We start from the raw sequence: 21,125 nt of genomic DNA, 5'->3' as shown, positions 1-21,125 counted from the left end.
TTAAACCTCCATCCCCAGATTGCAGGATGTCATTCTAATGTTGTTAGAATTCGTATTTTCCGGATTTAAAACCAAGTTTCGTTAAACCTTGTTTTACTTCGGGAGCATTCATGAACAATTTCCACAATAAACCGGTACGGTAGTTTTCGATCATGACAACTTCAGGTCCCTGATCGATGGCTAAATAACGTTTTGCCACCCATTTGTTCTGTAAGCTTACCGCATCATAAAACCCTGCATTTCCAAAGGTTTCTTTTTTATGATTTTCATATAAGTTTCTAATGACAGCTATTGCTTCTTTTGGCGTGTACACGATTGAACTAATTGCAGCTGTTGGAGAGATAACCCCTTTATCGTTACTTGGCATGTGTGCATCGTAACCTATAGATCCGTCAGGATTTCTGGAATAAGATGCGGTTAATCCCCAATAATCGGGTCCATAACCTTTAAACTTCCCCGGGTTTTCGATACAATACTGGTAATCAATTTTTACCTGATTCACATTCAGATTCCAATAGTTGGCATATTTGTCTGTTAATTGGTTCGGATCAAGTCCTACATACGAATAATGCGCCCAAAACAAGGGTCCTCCAAATTCCTCAGCCCCGTTGTGTTTTAGAATTAATGGCAGGTTGTATTTTGTTTTTGAAGAAACAATTCCGCCATTTCTCGCCCAGCCTTCGTGGTAGGCTTTTGCCTCTATCGCATGTGTGGGTGAAGAAGCTGCCATCACGTAGGTAATCAAACATTCGTTGTAGCCTTCCAGCGGAAAATTCATTTGCCAGTCGTAGGTTGGCGACCAGTGCCAGTACAAGACATTTTTATTGTTGGTGTACCATTGCCAGTCTACTCCTTTCCAAAGTGCGTCATATTTTTGAGCTACTGCTCGCTCTTTCTCCGAACCGTCTTTTAGATATTCGCGAACGGTAATCATTCCTGCAACCAAAAATGAGGTTTCGACCAAATCTCCACCATTATCCTTGGTTCCAAAAGGTTTTACTTTTCCTGTATTTCCGTCTATCCAGTGTGACCATGCTCCGTGAAAACGATCTGCTTTGCCTAAAAAATCAGCAATTTTGTTCAGTCTTTCAACACCTTTTTCTTTGGTTACATATCCTTGTGACATTCCGGATACTATGGCCATCAATCCAAAACCAGAACCTCCTGTAGTTACAATATGTGCATCGTTTTCAGGGTAATTCCCATCCGGATGGTAACGTTCTCTGGCCAATCCTGAGTTGGGTTCGGCATAATCCCAAAAATATTTAAAGGTCTCTTTTTGAACCGTAGCTAAAAGCTGCTCGTCTGTTAATTTTACTGTAGCTGACGATGCCTTTTCTTTGTCTTTTTTTTCTTGTGCATTACAGCTCAAAAAAGTAAAAGTTAATAGTAAAACTGAAATTTTAACCATTATAAAATTTTTAAAAACAATGAATAAAAATCACTTCCTTCAGAAAAAGAAGGAAGTGATTTTAAAAATTTATTTAGTAACCACCAGGGTTTTGTTGCGAAAGTGCGCCTGCTTCTCTCAGGAATGAAGTTGGAATTGGGAATAATTCATGTTTTCCAACCACAAAAGTTTTTCCGTCAGCAGCCATAGCAGCCTCTGCCTGTCCTGTTCTAACTAGATCAAACCATCTGTCATGTTCGAAAGCCATTTCTAATCTTCTTTCTTTGTAGATCGCTTTTCTGATATCGGTCTGAGAGGTAAAAGGGGTATCTCCTAAACCTGCTCTTTTGCGAATCATGTTTACTAAAGGAATTGCTGCCGAAGTTTGCCCCAATTCATTCAAAGCTTCTGCTTTCATTAACACTACTTCAGCATATCTTAAATATCTAAGATTGGTATCTGTAAATTCCTGATTATAAAAAGCAGATGAGTATGCTTTGTAATTGTATCTTGGATTTGCTACAGTAGCCGGTACCGGTGTTCCATCGTATAAAACTGAACCTCTGAAAATGATCGTTGCCGCTCTTCTTACATCGCCTGCTTCATAAGCATTTGCTAAGCCCTCAGTAGGTGTATTGAAACCCCAACCCCAGCCTCCGGCACCACGTGGCGCTTGAGAAACGGTGTAATTACCAATTCCAAATCCAGGACTTGAAGTTGAACCGATTCCATCAATCTCAAAAATAGATTCCGGACCAAATTCTCCTTCTTTTTTATATTGTAAAGCATAATCTGATACTAAAGAATATCCTGTTACCTTATCGCAGTTGTCAATTACTTCCTGCCACTTTTTTTGATACAAACTCACCTTTGCCAACAATGCATAAGCTGAACCTTTAGAAACACGTTTTTTATCATTTCCTGCGTAGGCTGATTTCTCCGGTAAGTTTGCAATAGCATCTTTTAAGTCTTTTTCGATAAAAGCATACACTTCTGCTGCCGGCTTACGTGTTAACTGCATTTTTCTGTCTTCTTCCGAAATCGGAACCAACGCTAAGTGATCTACAATAGGAACTCCGCCATATCCTTTTACTAAAGTAAAGTACATAAAAGCTCTCATAAATTTAGCTTCTCCTTCTAATCTTGTTTTCAAAGCAGGAGTTACTTTATCTAACTTAGGAAACATTTCCAATGCCTGATTACATCTGTTTATCCCGGCATAATTGGCATTCCACGTAGATTCAAATGATGGGGTTGATGCATTGTACGTTAAAGCATCAACAATATCTTTATCTCCACCAGCATCTCCGGGATCTGATCCCTTATCAGCGTCATCTGAAATGATACTTGAAACCGCATTCCATCCAAAAGAGGACATTTCCCAACCTAAAAACTGGTTGTAAATTGCCGTTACAAAACTTGAAGCTCCCTCATCACTGTTTACCAATGCAGGATCGGCCGGAATAGCCTCGCTTGGCTCTACATCTAAAAAATCATTTGAACAACCTGAAATGAACAATCCAGAGAGTACAAATATTGATATATATAATCTTTTCATAATATTAAAATTTTAAATTAGCACCTATAACAAATGATCTCAATGATGGATAAGCATCCAGCTCAACCCCCTGAGTACCTTCAACTAACTTACCATCTGACACTACATCAGGTGAAAATCCTGAGAATTTTTGTGTAATAAACGGGTTAATTGCATTTACATATATTCTACAGTAGCTAAGAAACTGATCGTCTTTTAAAGGAAGTTTATATCCTAAAGTGATGTTATTGATTCTAAAGAAATCTGCTGATTCTAAATAATAAGTGGACGCGAAAGGTGTCACATTAGAAGGTGCAGGATTAGAAGCGTTTGTGTTTGTTGGTGTCCAGAAATCACGAGCCATAGAAGCTTCTATGTTTTCACCTCCAAAACGCTGCGCTTTTTTACCATTGTAAACTTTTGCTCCCCCTGTTCCGTAACCGTCAACAGAAAAATCAATGTTTTTATAGTTAACTCCTAAAGTAACTCCGTAAGTAGACGTTGGTAAAAGTGAACCTACGTATTTTTTATCAGTTCTCTCATTTAAGGCAGTCTGAGCTACTTTGGCTCCGTTTGCATTGTAATACAACATCTGACCGTTTGTTGGGTCAATCCCGGCATATTCGTACATATAGAAACTTCCTAAAGGCTGTCCTACCGAAGTATTGTCTAATATTTTAGTATTTTGACCGTTTCCTAAACTTCCTCCAATAATTGGACTTAGCTGAACATTTTTAAGACTTGTTAGCTCATTTTTGTTATGAGAAAAATTTCCTCCAACCCAATAGCTCAAATTATCCGTTATTTTATCATCCCAACGTAAAGAGATCTCATAACCTTTGTTAGATACTTCTCCAATGTGCGCTGGTGTTGCCAATGTAATTCCTGATGAAGAATAAGGCTTAACATTCAAAATAGTGTTGGTTGTTTTTTTATCGTACAGGTCAAAAGATCCTTTTAATCTGCTGTCTAACAATTCAAAATCAACACCTCCAGAAAGTTCTTCTACAATTTCCCATGATAAACTAGGATCGATTTGAGAGTTAACCGTTATCCCTGAACCAAAATTAGGATAATCTACTCCCGAAGTGATAATCTGTGTGTTCAATGGTACATTTTGATTTCCTAATCTACCCCAAGAACCTCTTAATTTTAATAAATTGATCTGCTCTACTTTGCTTAAAAAGCTTTCTTTAGATACAATCCATCCCAAACCTACAGACGGGAATGTTCCCCAACGTTTGTCTTCAGCAAATTGAGATGATCCGTCACGTCTTACTGTACCGGTAAGCAAATACTTGTCCATTAATTTGTATTGGAAACGGGCAAAGTAAGAAGCTAATCTTCTTTGATTCAAGGCTTCATCTTTGTAACCTGTTACTGAACTGGCAACGTTAACATCTTTTAAAGACCAGTAATTTGAATCTGGATTTACATTTTTTCTGTCAATCGTTAATTTCTCTCTGGTTCCCTGCACGTTAGCTTCGATACCGGCAGTAACTTCAACATCATGAATTTCTGCAAAAACTTTATTATAAGTCAGGTAGTTAGACAAGTTCCAGTTGAAATACTGATCTCTGCTTCTGGTCAAAGTGTTTTTATTCAAACTTCCAGGGTAACCTGCTACAACACGAGTTGGATCTGCTGATAACCAAAGCGCTGTATTGTCAACATAATTGTATTGTTTGTAGGTGTAAAATTCTCCATTAAACTGAGAAGTGAATTTTAATGATTTGATAATCTCGTAGTCTAATTTCAAACCACCTTGTAAAATAACACTTTCCTGTTGCTCATTTGTATAATCCAATTGAGCCACCGGATTTCCAACATTGTTGAAAGATGCTCCTGTTTCAGCCACTACTCCATTCGAAACAAACGGCACACCGTATTTTCCGTTAGGGTAACGCACAGGAACTAATGGAGACTGTCTGTAAGCATTGGTAAATGCGCTTAAAGGCATTGGTCTGTTCTTGATAGTACTAACACTCAAATTTTGAGTCAGTTTAACTTTCTCAGAAAGCTTAAACTCGTTATTGTTTCTAATCGTAGTACGTCCGTAATCAGATCCGTTCAGAATTCCTTTTTCCTCATAATTTCCAACACTAAAGAAGTATTTTACATTATCTGAAGATCCTGAGATTGCAATATTGTTCTGCGTATAGATTCCTGTTCTTGTAATTTCGTCAAGCCAATCGGTATTGTAAGGTTGGTTTGCTGAGAATCTTCCTTGTGGAAAATCTTTGCTGAAAGCGGCATTACTATAACGAACATATTCGTCGCTATTGGCCATTTTTACTTTTTTCAAAGGAGATCTGAAACCTGTAAAACTTTCAACATCTACAGAAAGTTTCCCTTTACCTGCCTTAGTGGTAATCATAATTACACCATTGGCACCTCTGGTTCCGTAAATTGCTAATGAAGAAGCATCTTTCAGTATCTCATAAGAAGTAATGTCATTACTATTAATGTTATTGATGTTTTCGGTTGGCATACCGTCTACTACAAATAAAGGATTTCTTCCTCCTAATGCAGTACCTGCTCCCCTGATTACCACAGAAGGAGTACTTCCCGGTGCATCTGAAGTAGACACCTGAACCCCGGCTGCCTTACCTTGTATGGCCTGAGAGGCATTTAACACTTTCATTTTGGTAATTTCTTCCGATTTAATAGAACTTACTGCTGAAGTATTATCGATTTTTTTTCGGGTTCCGTATCCGATTACCACTACATCTTTCAGAACCGTATCGTCTGATTCTTTTAAAGTAATCGTCATTGGTGCGGATGTCGCTGCTACAGAAACAGCTTCAAAACCCAACATTGAGATTTTTAATATCTCGCCCACTTTGGCATTTATGGTAAAATTTCCGTCGAAATCAGCATCAGTAGAAGCTTTAGTACTCGAAGCAGAAATAATTGCTCCGGGAACTCCCATTCCACTACTGTCTACTACTTTTCCTTTAATTGCTTGTCCAGACATATAAGCCGGCAATAGCAAAAGCGCTAAAAAGCTAAAAATAAAATTTTTCATACAGTTCGTAATCGTTTAAGTTAGTAGTGCCAAATTAAACAATTACAACGTTGTAGTACATCAAATAGCACTACAACACAGCTACATCATTATGTTTAAAATTGGACACAAATTAATGGTTATCAACAAATTAAATATTAATTTTATTTTGTTAACATAACGTTATGATGTAGTAATGATGTATTAGAATTATACAATAAAAGAAGTGGAAAAATATAAGATATTTAAAAAACTAATCCCAATCTTACAGACTTAATAAAAATTTTGAGAGGTTTTCATCCTGTGTAAGCCCTAACTTCTTTCTTAGACGGTATCGGTGCAGTTCTACCCCTCTAAAAGAGATGTTCATCATAGGGGCAATTTCCTTTGACGAAAGATTCATTTTAAGGTAAATACACAGTTTAATATCTTTTGGCGTTAAGCTTGGATATTTCTTAGAAAGATTAATGATAAACTCATTGTGGATCTGATTCAGGTTGGTTTCAAAAATTTCCCACTCGTGTTTGTTTACCTCATTGATCTTGATTGCCTTTTTGATTTCGCTTTTAAGTTTATTGAAGTCTTTTTCGGAGTTCAGAATGTTCTGAATGTTATCGATCATTTCACTTTGCTTGGCAATCGACAATGATTTCCCGGCAACTTCAGAAGATTTGGTTTGTAGTTCCAATTCCAGAATGTGTTTTTCGTATTCCTGAAGATTCAGTTCGTTCTCTGCTTTTAATTCCATTTCCAGAATTTCACGCTGATGTTTTAATTCTTCGGCCTGTAATTTCAGTTTTTGCATGTAGCGCAGCTTGTTCCATTTGTAATAGATGAACAAAACAGCTCCCACTACCAACAGGTACAGCAAGATCATCCAGAATGAAAAATACCAGGGCTCTGCCACTTTGAAATCAAAACTGGTTACTTTTTCGTAGCTCGCTCCATCGTGTTTGTAAACCACAATAGCATGATTGCCACTGCTTAAATTGTTCAATACCACCAGCCCATCAGAAATTGGTAAAAAATCATTGCCCTTATTAATTTTGTAAAATAAATTAGGCTTGCTCGCACCGTAAATCCCTGAGATTACATTTATTTTTATCTCCGTATTGTATTTGATTTTAGAATCGTTTGGTACCAGATTTCCGTCATTAAAAGCTTCTATCTTAACATTCGAATTTTGCTTGTTTTCGTAAGTCAGCTGAAGCGAAATAAATCCGTCATCAAGGTTGAGTAAATAATGGTTCTGCGTTTTAAATATCCTCAGATTATCATTGATCAGTGTGCCTTTGTAATATTTCTCCTGAATAATGTTCCAGATAAATTTATTTCCTTTTGCATAAATATGATACAAAATGCCATCCTGAAGCACAATAAAGTGGTCTTCGTCGATCGAAACGACATCGCTTATCTTTTTAAAATTAGAATTGAATAGCTCGTTTTCTTCCAAACTTGCACTAATCGAGTTGTAGGTGTACCACACATTATTTATGAGAAAAAGAATCTCATTTCTAAACTCAAAAATCTTTACACCAAAATCATTTTTAATTTTACTCTGCTGGGTGATGTTCTCGACTTTTTTGGTCTTATAGTCATCATCATACAGTACGCGATACAATCCGCGGTAATTGTCGGCAGCCCAGATTTCATTCTTTTGATTCTGCGCCACATATTTTATAGGTTTTGAAAGATCGTTAATAATCCTCCTCTGCGTAGGTTTTGAAATATCATCATACACCACAACTCCGCTGTAAGTAGATTGAAAATAAGTAGTATTGATGCCGCTTTTGGTTAAATTCCATCCACCGCTTATATTGTTGATTCGAACCAACGAGCCATTTTCGTAACAAAAGGTTCCGTCATTATGACCAATGATATATTTTGTACCGATTTTAGTAATATTCCAGGCTTGTCCCTGTGTATTGGGCAACATCTTAAATTTGCCTGATACAAATTCGAAAACCCCATGATTTGAAGCAATCAAATACCCTTTGTCGATAGCCGCAACGGAATAAACAGACCCCAGCAGACCCGAATTATCATAAAAGAAGGAAATGGGAGAATTGATCTCTACATGGGTAATACCATTGTCCAAACCTAGCCATAAATCGTTCTCTTTGTCAAAACCAATGCTTAAGACCGAATTGTTCATTAAGACATTGTTCCTGTTGATGTTTTTATAGGTGTCGGTCTGAAAGTCATAGATAAATACGCCTCTGTTCCCGGTTCCTACTACCAGTTTATTTCCTTTAATGAACTTGGCCACATTGATTGTTGCCGATTTTAGGATTTCATTTAAAGGATTGTTCCAGGGTTTTAAACCTCCTTTTTCTACAATAAAGATTCCTTTTTTCTGCGTAAAAATAAACGTTTCGTTTTTGTATTTTTCGATGGCATGAACTACCGTCTTTTTTAAAATGTTCCAGCCTTTCGGATTGGCGATTCTCGAACCGTCCATGCGAAAAAGACCTTTTTCAACAGAGGCCACATACACATTATTATCGACTACAAAACAGTAGGATATCAAAAAAGGAAATTTGATTTTCTGAATGTGTTTTCCGTTATAAATAAAAACATCGTTAAAAGACTGGAAATAAACAGAACCGTTAAATTTAAAGATTTTCCAGATCTCTTCGTTGTCTTTTTCATCAAACAATCGCAGTTTCCTGGTGATCGATACATAGTGCATCTTTCCGTCTTTTCGGTACCAATACCCAAATTCTTTATAAGAACCTGAATAGATTTTATCTCCTTCGATCATGATCGAACGGATGATTGTTTTATTGGGAAGGGTGTATTTTTCCCAGATTACACCATCGTAACGCAATAAATAATGGTTGTTGGCAAAATACATCGCATCATCATTTCCCTGAACAACGTTCCAGATTTGATTGTCGCCCTGATAATCTGATTTGTTGTAATTTTCTACGAAAGGGAGTAATTCTTGTGCCTGGATTTGAAAAGCAATGAAAAAGAAAAATATAGCTTTAAGAAGTATCGATTTCAAAATAGTATGATTTATAGCCAAAGATACAGACAAATATTTAATCTGAAAGCATAAAAAAAGCTTCCCAAATGAGAAGCTTCCTTTTATAATATGGGCCAGTTTTAGCTTTGAAGCAACTGGTAAACCTGATTGGCAATTTCATATTCCTCATCCGTTGGTACCACCAAAACTTTTGCTTTTGAATTTGGTGTACTGATTTCTCTGATTTCTTTAGAACGAATCTGATTCTTCTCCTCATCCAGTTCAATTCCAAAATAATCCATATCGGTACAAACGAGTTTACGCACATAAGAGGAGTTCTCCCCAATTCCGGCGGTAAAAATAATAGCATCCAAACCGTTTAGAGCTGCCGCATACGAACCAATCGTTTTTCTGATTCGGTAGGCATTCATTTGCAATGCCAGTATACAATCTTTGTTTCCTTTTTCAGCTTCTGCTTCAATGTCACGCAAATCACTGTAGCCTGTAAGTCCAAGCATACCGCTTTGTTTCAGTAAAATAGAATTTACTTCATCGGCTGTATACCCCAGGTTTTTAACCATATAAAAAATAACGGACTGGTCAATATCTCCGGAGCGGGTTCCCATTATAAGACCGTTTGAAGGCGAAAACCCCATAGTATGATCGATGCTCTTGCCGTCTTTAATGGCGGTCATGCTACAGCCATTTCCGAGGTGAATGGTAATTATTTTAGCGTTCTTTTCTAAGTGAGCAATCGCTTTTTCAGATACGTACTTATGACTGGTTCCGTGAAAACCATAAACACGTACTTTATGTTCTGTTAAAAGGTAATTTGGGATGGCGTATTTATAAGCCAATTCGGGCATTGTTTGATGAAAAGCAGTATCAAAAACCGCAATTTGCTCTGCTGAACTAAAGATCTCTTCGGCCACATTAATTCCCTCCAAATTAGCAGGATTGTGAAGCGGTGCCAGTTCGAAAAGTTCTTTGATTTTTAATTTCACCTTCTCGTCAATCTTTACTGTATCGCTAAAAGCACTTCCTCCGTGTACCACGCGATGGCCCACTGCGGCAATTTCTGAAGTCGATTTTATCACTCCTTTGTCGGCATCTAAAAGCATATTGGCTACTTTTTGCAAACCTATTTTATGATTGGCAATCGGAAAGGTTTCTTCGATAGTGTTAGTTGCCGTTTTAAAGATCACATTTGAAGTTTCTAAACCAATTCTGTCAATCATACCGGTACAAATTACTTCGTTGGTAGGCATGACCATTAATTGATATTTGATTGACGAACTTCCTGAGTTTATTATTAGTATTTTCATTATTTTTAAGATTCTAAGGGACTGAGTCTCTAAGTTTTTTATTGTTTTTTTGTTTCAGGTTTCAGGTTGTATGACCTAACGCTGAAACGATTATTTTTTTACGCTGGTAAAACGGATTCGCTATCGCGAAGACACGGATAAAACGGATTTTTTGAGTACCTCATACCGCAAAATGCATAATTAACAATTAATTAAAGTCCTTGCGCCTGAATGGCCGTAATTACAACGGTATTGATGATATCATCAACGGTACAACCACGGCTTAAATCGTTTACTGGTTTGTTCAATCCCTGTAACATTGGACCGATAGCCAAAGCTCCGGTTTCACGCTGTACTGCTTTATAGGTATTATTTCCTGTATTCAGATCCGGGAAAATAAGAACACTCGCCTGCCCTGCTACTTCAGAATCGGGCATTTTGCTTTTTCCAACAGCACGATCGACAGCGGCGTCATACTGAATTGGCCCTTCTATCTTTAAATCGGGACGTTTTTGTTTTACAATTTCGGTTGCGGCTCTTACTTTATCTACCTCATCTCCTTTTCCGGATGCTCCGGAAGAATAGGAAAGCATGGCAATCTTAGGTTCAATTCCGAAAGCTGAGCTTGATTCTGCCGACGAAATGGCAATTTCTGCCAATTGTTCCGCCGTTGGATTTGGATTGATGGCACAGTCTCCAAAAACCGAAACTCTGTCTTCTAAACACATAAAAAACACGGACGAAACTACCGAGGAGTTCGGTTTTGTTTTAATGAATTGCAAAGCAGGTAAAATGGTATGTTGCGTAGTATGTGCAGCGCCCGAAACCATTCCGTCAGCGTGGCCTTTGTATACCATCATGGTTCCAAAATACGAAACGTCTTCCATTAAATCCCTTGCCGTGGTAATACTTATATTCTTGGCTTTTCGCAGTTCATAATAGGTGTTGGCATAATCCTCATAAAGTTCTGACTCTATTGGGTTGATGACGGTGATCTTTGAAAAATCCAGTGTAATTCCGAGTTCATTAACTTTGCTTTCAATCTGTTTTTTATCGCCGATAATGGTAATATCGACCACATCCATAGCGAGTAATCTTGAGGCTGCAATGATGATTCTCTCGTCATTTCCTTCCGGTAAAACGATATGTTTTCGGTGCTGTCTGGCTCTTTTTACCATGTTGTACTGAAACATTTTTGGCGTCATTCCTTCTGCTTGAAAGGTGATTAATCTTTCAGACAGCTCATCCATAGCAACATACTTTTCGAATGTGCTGATCGAAGTTTCTATTTTATGGGTATTATTGGCGTAAATCTCTGATCTGATCGATCCAATTCGGTTGGTGATCCCGTAAGTTCCACCATCAACGGCAATAATCGGTACTACAGCCGAAAGTCCTTCAATAAGTTTGAGAATGCTTTCTTCCGGAACGATATTTCCAGTTAGGATAATTCCCGATATTGTTGGATAATTGGCCGATTCATTGGCCTGTAAAGCCCCTAAGATAATATCTGAACGGTCCCCTGGCGTGATCACCAGTGCATTATCATGCAGATGTACCAAATAGTTGTGCAATTGCATTGCCCCAACGCTAAAATGTCCAATTTCATTGTTTAAGTAAGCGCCACCAAACAATACTTTGGCATCAAGCTGGTTGACAATTTCCTGCATTGTCGGATTGTTCAAACTTGAAATCAACGGGATGGTATTAATGAGTACATTGGCCGGTAAGCTTTTTTGCAATCCCTGTGTCACCAGTTCGATGTTTTCGGGCTGTACTTTATTGGCGATGACCGATAATACCTCAACTTCTTTTACTTTAAAAGAATCGTAAACCAAATACAAACTGTCTACTAATTCTTCCAGCGTTTTACCTACTCCCGATCCGATAATGATGGTCGGAATCCCGAGGTTTTTGGCAATTAAAACATTCAAATCCAGTTCGATTGAAGTTCCCTCTCCAGTAAAACTTGTTCCTTCTACCAGAACAAAATCAAAACGCTCTTCAAGTTTTTTATATTTTTCGATAATAAGGTCCAGAACCTCTCCTATTTTTCCTTTGTTTTTTTTCTTGATTAATTTGCTTTTGGTGATGGCAAAGGCGTCTTCAAATTTAATATCAAGATTAAAATGCGACAGCACGGTCTCGATGTGATTGTCTAACTCTCCATCCACAAAATCCTCAACAATAGGTCTAAAATAACCCACTTTGGCCGTTTTACCAATCAAAATACTCATCAAACCAAGTGTTACAATTGATTTTCCGCTATTCTGATCGCTTGTAGCTATATATATTGCTTTACTCATAATTTATGTTTTAAACTCAACAAATGTCGTATATAATCGTATTTTAAATAGAGAAATAAACGTTAAAACCAGCGTCTTTTTTTGAAATAAATGATCAGACCTATTACCAATATAAACATGCATCCCATCACAATAAAATAGCCGTTTCTTTCTTTTAGTTCGGGCATGTATTCGAAATTCATTCCGTATACCCCAACAATAAAGGTAAGTGGAATAAATATGGCCGAAATAATGGTCAGGGTTTTCATGATCTCGTTCATTTTTCGGCTCTGTTCTGAAAAATAGAAATTGGAAGCGCTTTCCAATGAGCTCATATCAGATTCTATCTGCTCCAGAAGCTCTAAACTTTTTTGGTGTAGTCTGATGAAAAAGTTAAAGGTTTCTTTCTGTATCAGACCATTATTTTCATCGTCATCTTTAATGGTTTTTAAATAAAAAAGCGAATCCCGAAGCGGGGTAATCGAACGCTTCAAAAAATTAAAGTTATCACGGTGATTTTCAATTTTTTCCAAAATAATTGGGTCTGCTCCTTTCTTTGTTAAATCGATAAGCTCTTCAATATTATCTTCTTCATCTTCGATCGTAATGTAAAAGTTTTCCATTACAGCATCGAGCAATAAATAAAGCAAATAATCTACCTTTTTAGATCTTACGATTCCGGCATGAGTGCGCAGACGTTCACGTACGTGTGTAAAGAAGTCACTCCTTTTTTCCTGAAAAGAAATCAAAATGCCGTCTTTTAATATAAAACTGAGCTGTTCTACCTTAAGACCATCTGAGTATTCTGAAGGCAACAACGATTTTATGTTGAAAAACAAAACATCTTTTTGTTCCTCCAATTTGGTTCTTTTAGTCGTATTTAAAATATCAGCCAGTAAAAAATCATCTACTTTAAAATGATCTCCTATTGTTTTAATAAGACCGATGTCATTTAATCCGTGAATATTCAACCAATTATTTTTAGTATAATCAAAACAGGAATTTAAGGCCAAAACCGTAAACTTCTCGTACTCGACAATATCAGTCTCATTATAAACAAAAAGCTGCATTTCTGTTTCATGATCTTTATGCGTGCCTGTGTACTCCAGACTTGTATGTTGCAACTTCCTACCTTTCTTGTATTTTATCTTTCTCATTCAAAAATGATTTACAAAGTAATATTACGAAAAAGAATCTGAATGGGAAATGACAAATGTCATTTTGAGGAGAATCCATTAAAATGGGCCTACTACAACGCTTCTCCGTCATAATTTCAACCATAAAAAAAACCGAATCATTTCTGACCCGGTTTCTTCCTTATAAATTACTTTTATTTATGGTTGTGTTACTACAGTATAGGATAAGTTTGTAAAAATTCCATTTTTTACTTCAACAACTTCAGGTGTTTTTACTTTAGTCTGTAGTGTACCCACTTTTTTAGAAGTAAAGCTAAAAGTTCCTGATACTGTTTTTTTGGCAGCATCCATAGAGGTTATCGTTAGTTTTCCGGTTTCAACAAAATGCTCTGTATACGTATTTCCATCAACTAAATAAGTATTAATAAATAGGGCGTCCATATCCTCTATATCTTCAATAAAGTTATAGGCTTTCAATGGCATTGCATCAGCAGTTGTAAGCTCGCTTACACAAGCTAAAGACAACATTTGGGCATTGTCCTGAATATTAATATCGAAACGTTGCTGGTTTTCGCTTTTTACCTTGATTAACGTTACGCTGTTAATCTTGGTTGCATTCCATTCCGCACCATTAATAGTAGCCGAAACAGCGTTATTATTATCATTTTTATCGTTTTCATCACTACTGCAAGCGGTTAACAAAACAGATAACGACAATAGTCCAATGCCTAGAATTTTCTTCATGATTTTAAGGTTCATTTTTAATTATTTTTTTTCAAATTAAAGACTAAAAACCTTAATAAACTTACGTAAAACCACATTCGGCATAAATAATTCAACAAACCCGACAGGTTTTAAAAACCTGTCGGGTTTAAATAAAATAAAAAAAACCGGATCATTTCTGATCCGGTTTCATTATCGTTTAAAGAAGAATTATTTTACTTCTTCGAATTCAACGTCTTCAACATTGTCTCCTTGCGATTGCTCTTGTTGTGGAGCTGCTTGTTGACCTTGTTCACCTTGAGCATACATAGCTTCTGTAGCTGTTTTCCAAGCTGCATTGATGTTGTCAAGAGCGGTTTGAATAGCTGGAATGTCTTGAGATTGGTGAGCCATTCTCAATTCAGTTAAAGCGTACTCTACAGCAACTTTGTGGTCGTCAGCTAATTTGCTTCCTAACTCTTTCAATTGACTTTCTGTTTGGAAAATCATGCTGTCAGCTTCGTTTAATTTCTCAGCTCTTTCTTTAGCTATTTTGTCAGCGTCAGCGTTAGCTTCAGCATCTTTTTTCATTTTTTCGATTTCTTCAGCTGTTAATCCAGAAGAAGCTTCGATACGGATATCGTGAGATTTTCCAGTTCCTTTATCAGTTGCAGAAACTTTGATGATACCATTTGCATCAATATCAAAAGTAACCTCGATTTGAGGAACTCCTCTTGGTGCTGGTGGAATACCATCTAAGTGGAAACGACCGATAGTTTTGTTATCAGCTGCCATAGCTCTTTCTCCTTGTAATACGTGGATTTCAACAGATGGTTGAGAATCAGCAGCAGTAGAGAATACTTGAGATTTTTTAGTTGGAATAGTTGTGTTAGACTCGATTAATTTAGTCAATACACCACCCATAGTTTCGATACCTAAAGATAAAGGTGTAACGTCAAGTAACAATACATCTTTTACATCTCCAGATAAAACTCCACCTTGAATAGCAGCTCCAATAGCAACAACCTCATCAGGATTAACTCCTTTAGATGCTTTTTTACCAAAGAATTTCTCTACTTCGTCAGCGATTCTTGGCATACGAGTAGAACCTCCAACAAGGATTACTTCGTCGATATCAGATGTAGATAAACCTGCATCTTTTAACGCTTTAGCAACTGGCTCCATAGAACGTTTAACTAATGAATCAGTTAATTGCTCAAATTTAGCTCTAGATAATTTTTTAACTAAGTGTTTTGGTCCTGAAGCCGTAGCTGTAACGTATGGCAAGTTGATTTCAGTTTCTGAAGAAGAAGACAATTCAATTTTTGCTTTCTCTGCAGCTTCTTTCAAACGTTGCAATGACATTGGATCTAAACGTAAATCAATACCTTCTTCAGCTAAAAATTCATTAGCCAACCAGTCAATAATTTCGTGGTCAAAATCATCACCACCTAAGTGAGTATCACCATTTGTAGACAATACTTCAAATACACCGTCTCCTAATTCAAGAACAGAGATATCAAAAGTACCTCCACCTAAATCGTAAACAGCAATTTTTTGATCTGTTCCTTTTTTATCCAATCCGTAAGCAAGTGCCGCAGCAGTTGGCTCATTGATGATACGCATAACTTTAAGACCAGCAATTTCACCAGCTTCTTTAGTAGCCTGACGTTGAGCATCGTTAAAGTAAGCAGGAACAGTAATAACTGCTTCAGTTACTGTTTGACCTAAATAGTCTTCAGCAGTTTTTTTCATTTTTTGAAGAGTCATTGCTGACAATTCCTGAGCAGTATATAAACGACCATCAATATCCACACGTGGAGTATTGTTGTCACCTTTTACTACTTTGTAAGAAACTCTTTTTGCTTCGCTTGTAGTCTCAGCAAAAGTGTGTCCCATAAAACGTTTAATAGAAGCAATCGTTTTTGTAGGATTCGTTACTGCTTGTCTTTTTGCAGGATCACCTACTTTAATTTCTCCACCTTCAACAAAAGCGATAATAGAAGGAGTAGTTCTTTTTCCTTCTGCATTAGGGATAACAACTGCTTCGTTACCTTCCATTACAGAAACACAAGAGTTCGTCGTACCTAAGTCAATTCCGATTATTTTACCCATTTTTTATATATTTAATTTTTGATATACTAATTTAATAACTCAGGTGGCATAAGTCAATCTTTGTGCCAATATAAAAAACCAAATAAAATTGTCAGTTTTACTGTCGACACATTTAAAACTATCTGACAACATGACATTTTTAAAACCTGACATACGTGGCATATCAATGCTTTACATGTCATTATCAATATCAATTCGTCATAATATTTACTTCTTTACTTAAATTATAATATATTTGAAATACATTAATTCATTATGATTATGAGAACAATACTTCCATTTATCTGTTTTTTAATTACCGCTCCTTATCTGTTTTCACAAAATACAAACGATACAACTCAACTTAAAAAATCATTAGATAAGGCTACTTTAACAATACGAAATGCATTTGAAAAAGGAGATGCAGAACTGATTGTAAAATTACATAGTCCGAATATTGAAAAATATTTTGGCGGAAATAATGTTGTGATTGGAAGAGAAAACTTAAAAAAGGGATTACAGGACTGGTTTCAAAACTCGAAAGTAGAATTTATAGAAAACACTGTTGAAAGTACTATTTTTAATGGTGAAACTGCTATAGAAACTGTTGTTTTTGGTTTTAAAACAACTCCCAAAAACGGAGGAGCTTCAGTAATAAGCAGAGGCCGTTCAATGGTCGTTTATATTCAGGACAAAACCAGTCCTACAGGCTGGATTACCTTAAGAGAAATGGCACAAGAAGCGCCAACAAAAGAAAAATAAATTACAGTAGTCTTTTTCTAAATTACACGAATGGAAAACTATACCATCATCATTTTTATTCTTGCCATTGTCATAGGACTTTCCGCATTTGCCGATAAAGCAAAACTCCCCTATCCCATATTGTTGGTTATTGTTGGAGTTGCTATTGGCTTTATTCCGTCAATGAGTGAAATCGAAATTAATCCTGAAATTATCTTTCTGATTTTTTTACCGCCTTTATTGTATGATGCTTCGTTTAACATCTCACCAAAACATTTGAGAACAAATCTTAGCACCATAAGTACGCTGGCCATACCATTGGTTTTTCTCACGACCTTTTGGATCGCCGTAGTCTCACATTATATGATTCCCGGCATGACCTGGCCACTGTCTTTTGTACTGGGAGCAATACTTTCGGCTACCGATGCAGTTGCTGCAGTAAACATCACAAAAGGACTGGGAATACCCGAAAAAACAATCACCATACTCGAAGGAGAAAGCCTAATCAATGATGCTTCTGCGCTGGTTGCTTATCGATTTGCAGTGGCGACTGCCATGGGTTCTGCATTTATCATCTGGAAAGCAACACTTCAATTTGTACTCTTATTAGGAGGCGGTTTTCTAGTAGGTTTTATAATGGGCAAAATTTTAGCTTTCATTCTCACCAAAGTCCGTAAAAACACAAATGTCACCTTAAGTTTTATGCTCCTGATGCCCTTTGTTACTTATTTAGTGGCGGAACATTTGCATGTCTCGGGAGTAATTGCGGTCGTATTTCTGGGCCTGGCTATCGCTCGTTTCAGCAAGAAAATATTTCCGGAAAGCCTCCGAAACAATTCGAAAAACTTGTGGGATGTCATTATATTTATCCTAAACGGATTGATTTTTATCCTGATCGGACTTAATTTCCGATACATCCTGAAAGATATCGACGACAACATGATTTTACCTTATATTGGTTATGCTGTTATCATCACTATCGTGGCCTTATTAACCCGAATGGTGAGGGTCTTTTTTCAAAAAATAAACCTGCAGAAAGCCTTTCAAAAAAATGACCGAAAAAGACGAAAAATCAGCGAACATTCCTTATTGGATTCTAAAAACAGTTTTATAATCAGCTGGTCCGGAATGCGCGGTATTGTTTCGCTGGCCATAGCCCTGGGATTACCTAAATTTCTGGAAGACGGCACTCCTTTTCCAGAGCGAAATGCCATAGTATTCATTTCTGTTGCGGTGGTACTTTTAACCATAGTCGGACAAGGACTTACACTTCCGTGGATTGTCAAAAAATTAGGCGTTCAGGAAGAAAAATAAACTGCATCAGAAATTTTAATTATATTCGTTTAAACTAATTATCAACTCCTTAAACGAATATAATTAAAATTTTAACTTATGGAAAATACCATTGCCATCTATGGCGCTTACGGGCACACCGGGAAATTTATTGTAGCAGAACTTTACAAACAGGGCTACCCATTAATCCTTTCCGGAAGAGACCACGAAAAACTGACTCTTTTAAATCAGGACTACCCGAAAGCCATCCTAAAAGCGGCAGATATTCAGGATCCGGCATCCTTAGATGCGGCATTTTCCAAAGCAAAAATAGTCATCAACTGTGCTGGTCCGTTTTTAGACACTGCCGATCCTATCATTCAATCGGCTTTGCGATTAGGCATTCACTATATTGACCTGACTGCCGAACAAAAATCGGTATTGGATATATTCGAACAATTTTCTAACCCGGCAAAACTGGCCGAAATTCTGGTCATTCCTGCGGCTGCCTTTTATGGCGGATTAGGCGATTTATTAAGCACTGCAATCACTCAGGACTGGGATCAGATTGACGAAATAAACCTCTACATCGGCTTGGATTCCTGGCATCCTACAAAAGGAACAAGACTAACAGGAGACCGAAATCATTATACCCGACTAACCTTAAAAGATGGTCTTCTGCAAGACCTTCAACCCAGTACACCTTTAGAATGGGACTTTAAGAATCCAATTGGAGTTAAAGAGGTGGTTGCATTACCCCTTTCAGAAATCATAACGATCTCGCGTCATTTAAAAGTTGGCAACATCAATACTTACCTCAGTCAAAATTCACTCGACGACCTTCGAAATGCTGCCACACCCGAACCCAAACCTACCGATCACAAAAACCGATCATCACAGCATTTTTGTTTGGAAGTTACCGCAACAAAAGAAAACATCAAAAGAACAATTATCGCTCAGGGTCAGGACATTTATGCCGTTACCGCGCCGCTTGTTGTAGAAACAGTGAACAGAATACTGTCCGGAAAAGCTAAAAAAACAGGAGTCACCACCATTGGAGAAGTATTTGATGCCACAGATTTTCTTAAATCTTTAAAAGAAGAGGACATTATAATCTCTGCGATTGAAGAATCGAAATTAAATTAAAACAGTTCGGTTTTTAATAGCAATAGTTCTTCTTTACCACAAATCGTTTGATTTTTTATTCGTAATTTCGATTTTCTAAAAAAGATTGATTTTCCAAAGAAAATAACGTTCTGCCGTCAATCTCATTCAATTAAAATACAATTACAAAAATGGCTTCATTTATTAAAGAAATCTCTTTTCGCTGGTCAGATCTTGACCCTAATTTTCACGTTCGTCACAGTGCTTATTACGATTTTGGCGCACAGCATCGTATTGAAATCCTTGAAGAACTGGGTTTAACTTTAAGAGTAATGCAAACACAGGGTTTTGGACCTGTTTTGTTTAGAGAAGAATGTATTTTCAGAAAAGAGTTAAAACTTTCTGATAAGATCTTCATTCATACCAAAACCTCAAAAATGAAAGCTGATGCCTCACGCTGGTCGATCATTCATGAATTTAGAAGAGAAGACGATACCCTTTGTGCCGTTATCACAGTGGATGGCGCGTGGATGGATACTAAACTCCGCAAATTAGCTTCTCCAACTCCCGAAATCGCTATTGAAGCCTTGAGCATCTTCCCAAAAAGTGATGACTTTGTTGGACTTTAAAACGAAATCCTATTGGTTATAAATTACAAAAATCCAAAAAGCACATTTTAACAAAAATCGTTTTTTGGATTTTTTTTCAAACTTAAGAGCTATGATTGATTATTTAAAAGACTTCAGAATAGGCATTTTTATTGCCATTATAGCGATTACCACTATAATCCTTAGTGCCATTACCGACAAAGTACTTCGTTATGTATTATATCGAAAACAGGCTGATAAAGATTATGATGCTACAGGATTTAAGTTTTTAAAACACTTAATCATTACTATAATTTATATTTTAGGATTTGCCTTTGCCTTAATACAAATTCCCGAATTTAAAATAATTGGTCATTCAGTTCTGGCCGGAGCCGGAGTAATCTCTATTGTTGCCGGTTTGGCTTCTCAACAGGCCTTAAGCAATATCGTGAGCGGAATCTTCCTGGTTATTTTCAAACCTTTCCGCATCAACGATAAAATCACCATCAACAATTTTGTGGGCACAGTCGAAGATATTAATTTAAGACAGGTCGTTCTAAAAGATGCCGAAAACAACCGCATCATCATTCCAAATTCAGTGATCAGCAATCAGATTATTGTCAACACCAACATGCACGACACCAAATGCTGCAAAATTATTGAAGTTGGCATTGGATATCAGTCTGATATTGAAAAGGCCTTAGAAATCATGCAGGACGAAATTGCCAAACATCCGCTTTTTATCGATACCCGAACCGCCGAAAACAAAAAGCAAAAAACACCTTTGGTTGTTGCCCGTGTAGTAGCACTGGCAGATTCGAGCGTAACTCTGAAAGCATGGGCCTGGGCAAAAAACTCTACAGACGGTTTTGTCTTGTATTGCGATTTACTCCAAAGCATCAAAAAACGTTTTGACGAAGCCGACATTGACATTCCTTATCCACAGCAGGTAGTAACGCTGAAAAGGTAATTTACGCGCTTAATCATTTTAGGCT

The 21,125-nt window shown here is 37.0% G+C and carries 14 protein-coding genes; 5 read left to right on the top strand and 9 right to left on the bottom strand.

What is annotated here, in order from left to right; translation table 11 throughout:
- Positions 1–43 precede the first annotated feature (43 nt).
- From OLM61_RS15900 to dnaK, 9 genes are all read right to left on the bottom strand, one after another.
- A complete protein-coding gene (locus tag OLM61_RS15900) occupies positions 44–1,411 on the bottom strand; it encodes a glucoamylase family protein (protein WP_264523597.1) in 1,368 nt (455 codons plus the stop codon).
- Between the two features lie 73 nt (positions 1,412–1,484).
- Positions 1,485–2,948: a RagB/SusD family nutrient uptake outer membrane protein gene (locus OLM61_RS15895; RefSeq protein WP_264523596.1), complete on the bottom strand. Its 1,464-nt coding sequence runs from the start codon at positions 2,946–2,948 to the stop codon at positions 1,485–1,487.
- A 4-nt stretch (positions 2,949–2,952) separates the two neighbouring features.
- Positions 2,953–5,955: a SusC/RagA family TonB-linked outer membrane protein gene (locus tag OLM61_RS15890; RefSeq protein ID WP_264523595.1), complete on the bottom strand. Its 3,003-nt coding sequence runs from the start codon at positions 5,953–5,955 to the stop codon at positions 2,953–2,955.
- Between the two features lie 244 nt (positions 5,956–6,199).
- Positions 6,200–8,944 carry a LuxR C-terminal-related transcriptional regulator gene (locus OLM61_RS15885; protein WP_264523594.1) on the bottom strand — a complete coding sequence of 915 codons (2,745 nt, stop codon included), beginning with the start codon at positions 8,942–8,944 and terminating at the stop codon, positions 6,200–6,202.
- Between the two features lie 101 nt (positions 8,945–9,045).
- Positions 9,046–10,230: an acetate/propionate family kinase gene (locus tag OLM61_RS15880; RefSeq protein WP_264523593.1), complete on the bottom strand. Its 1,185-nt coding sequence runs from the start codon at positions 10,228–10,230 to the stop codon at positions 9,046–9,048.
- A gap of 191 nt (positions 10,231–10,421) precedes the next feature.
- Positions 10,422–12,515 (bottom strand): phosphate acetyltransferase, encoded by a 2,094-nt coding sequence (gene pta, locus OLM61_RS15875; protein ID WP_264523592.1) that lies wholly within the window; start codon positions 12,513–12,515, stop codon positions 10,422–10,424.
- Positions 12,516–12,577: 62 nt separating this feature from the next.
- Positions 12,578–13,651 carry a magnesium/cobalt transporter CorA gene (corA, locus tag OLM61_RS15870; RefSeq protein WP_264523591.1) on the bottom strand — a complete coding sequence of 358 codons (1,074 nt, stop codon included), beginning with the start codon at positions 13,649–13,651 and terminating at the stop codon, positions 12,578–12,580.
- Between the two features lie 177 nt (positions 13,652–13,828).
- Positions 13,829–14,374, bottom strand: a complete 546-nt coding sequence (locus OLM61_RS15865) for a DUF6252 family protein (RefSeq protein WP_264523590.1) — start codon at positions 14,372–14,374, stop codon at positions 13,829–13,831.
- A 189-nt stretch (positions 14,375–14,563) separates the two neighbouring features.
- A complete protein-coding gene (gene dnaK, locus OLM61_RS15860) occupies positions 14,564–16,447 on the bottom strand; it encodes a molecular chaperone DnaK (protein WP_173966835.1) in 1,884 nt (627 codons plus the stop codon).
- A 261-nt stretch (positions 16,448–16,708) separates the two neighbouring features.
- On the opposite strand from dnaK, the gene OLM61_RS15855 reads away from it, so the two are divergent.
- The 5 genes from OLM61_RS15855 to OLM61_RS15835 all read left to right on the top strand — a co-directional run bounded on the left by OLM61_RS15855 (position 16,709) and on the right by OLM61_RS15835 (position 21,100).
- Complete coding sequence (locus OLM61_RS15855; protein ID WP_264523589.1) at positions 16,709–17,188, top strand: YybH family protein; 480 nt, start codon at positions 16,709–16,711, stop codon at positions 17,186–17,188.
- 30 nt (positions 17,189–17,218) lie between these two features.
- Positions 17,219–18,481, top strand: coding sequence for a Na+/H+ antiporter (locus OLM61_RS15850; RefSeq protein ID WP_264523588.1), 1,263 nt, complete (start codon positions 17,219–17,221; stop codon positions 18,479–18,481).
- 78 nt (positions 18,482–18,559) lie between these two features.
- The gene (locus OLM61_RS15845; RefSeq protein ID WP_264523587.1) at positions 18,560–19,585 is read left to right on the top strand and encodes a saccharopine dehydrogenase family protein; all 1,026 of its coding nucleotides are present in this window, start codon (positions 18,560–18,562) and stop codon (positions 19,583–19,585) included.
- Positions 19,586–19,734: 149 nt separating this feature from the next.
- The gene (locus tag OLM61_RS15840; protein ID WP_017496553.1) at positions 19,735–20,172 is read left to right on the top strand and encodes an acyl-CoA thioesterase; all 438 of its coding nucleotides are present in this window, start codon (positions 19,735–19,737) and stop codon (positions 20,170–20,172) included.
- A 91-nt stretch (positions 20,173–20,263) separates the two neighbouring features.
- A complete protein-coding gene (locus tag OLM61_RS15835; RefSeq protein WP_264523586.1) occupies positions 20,264–21,100 on the top strand; it encodes a mechanosensitive ion channel family protein in 837 nt (278 codons plus the stop codon).
- Positions 21,101–21,125: the final 25 nt, after the last annotated feature.

The sequence above is a fragment of the Flavobacterium sp. N502536 genome, assembly GCF_025947345.1.
In the GTDB taxonomy this organism is placed as follows: domain Bacteria; phylum Bacteroidota; class Bacteroidia; order Flavobacteriales; family Flavobacteriaceae; genus Flavobacterium.
This window is presented reverse-complemented; position numbering and strand designations above follow the sequence as displayed.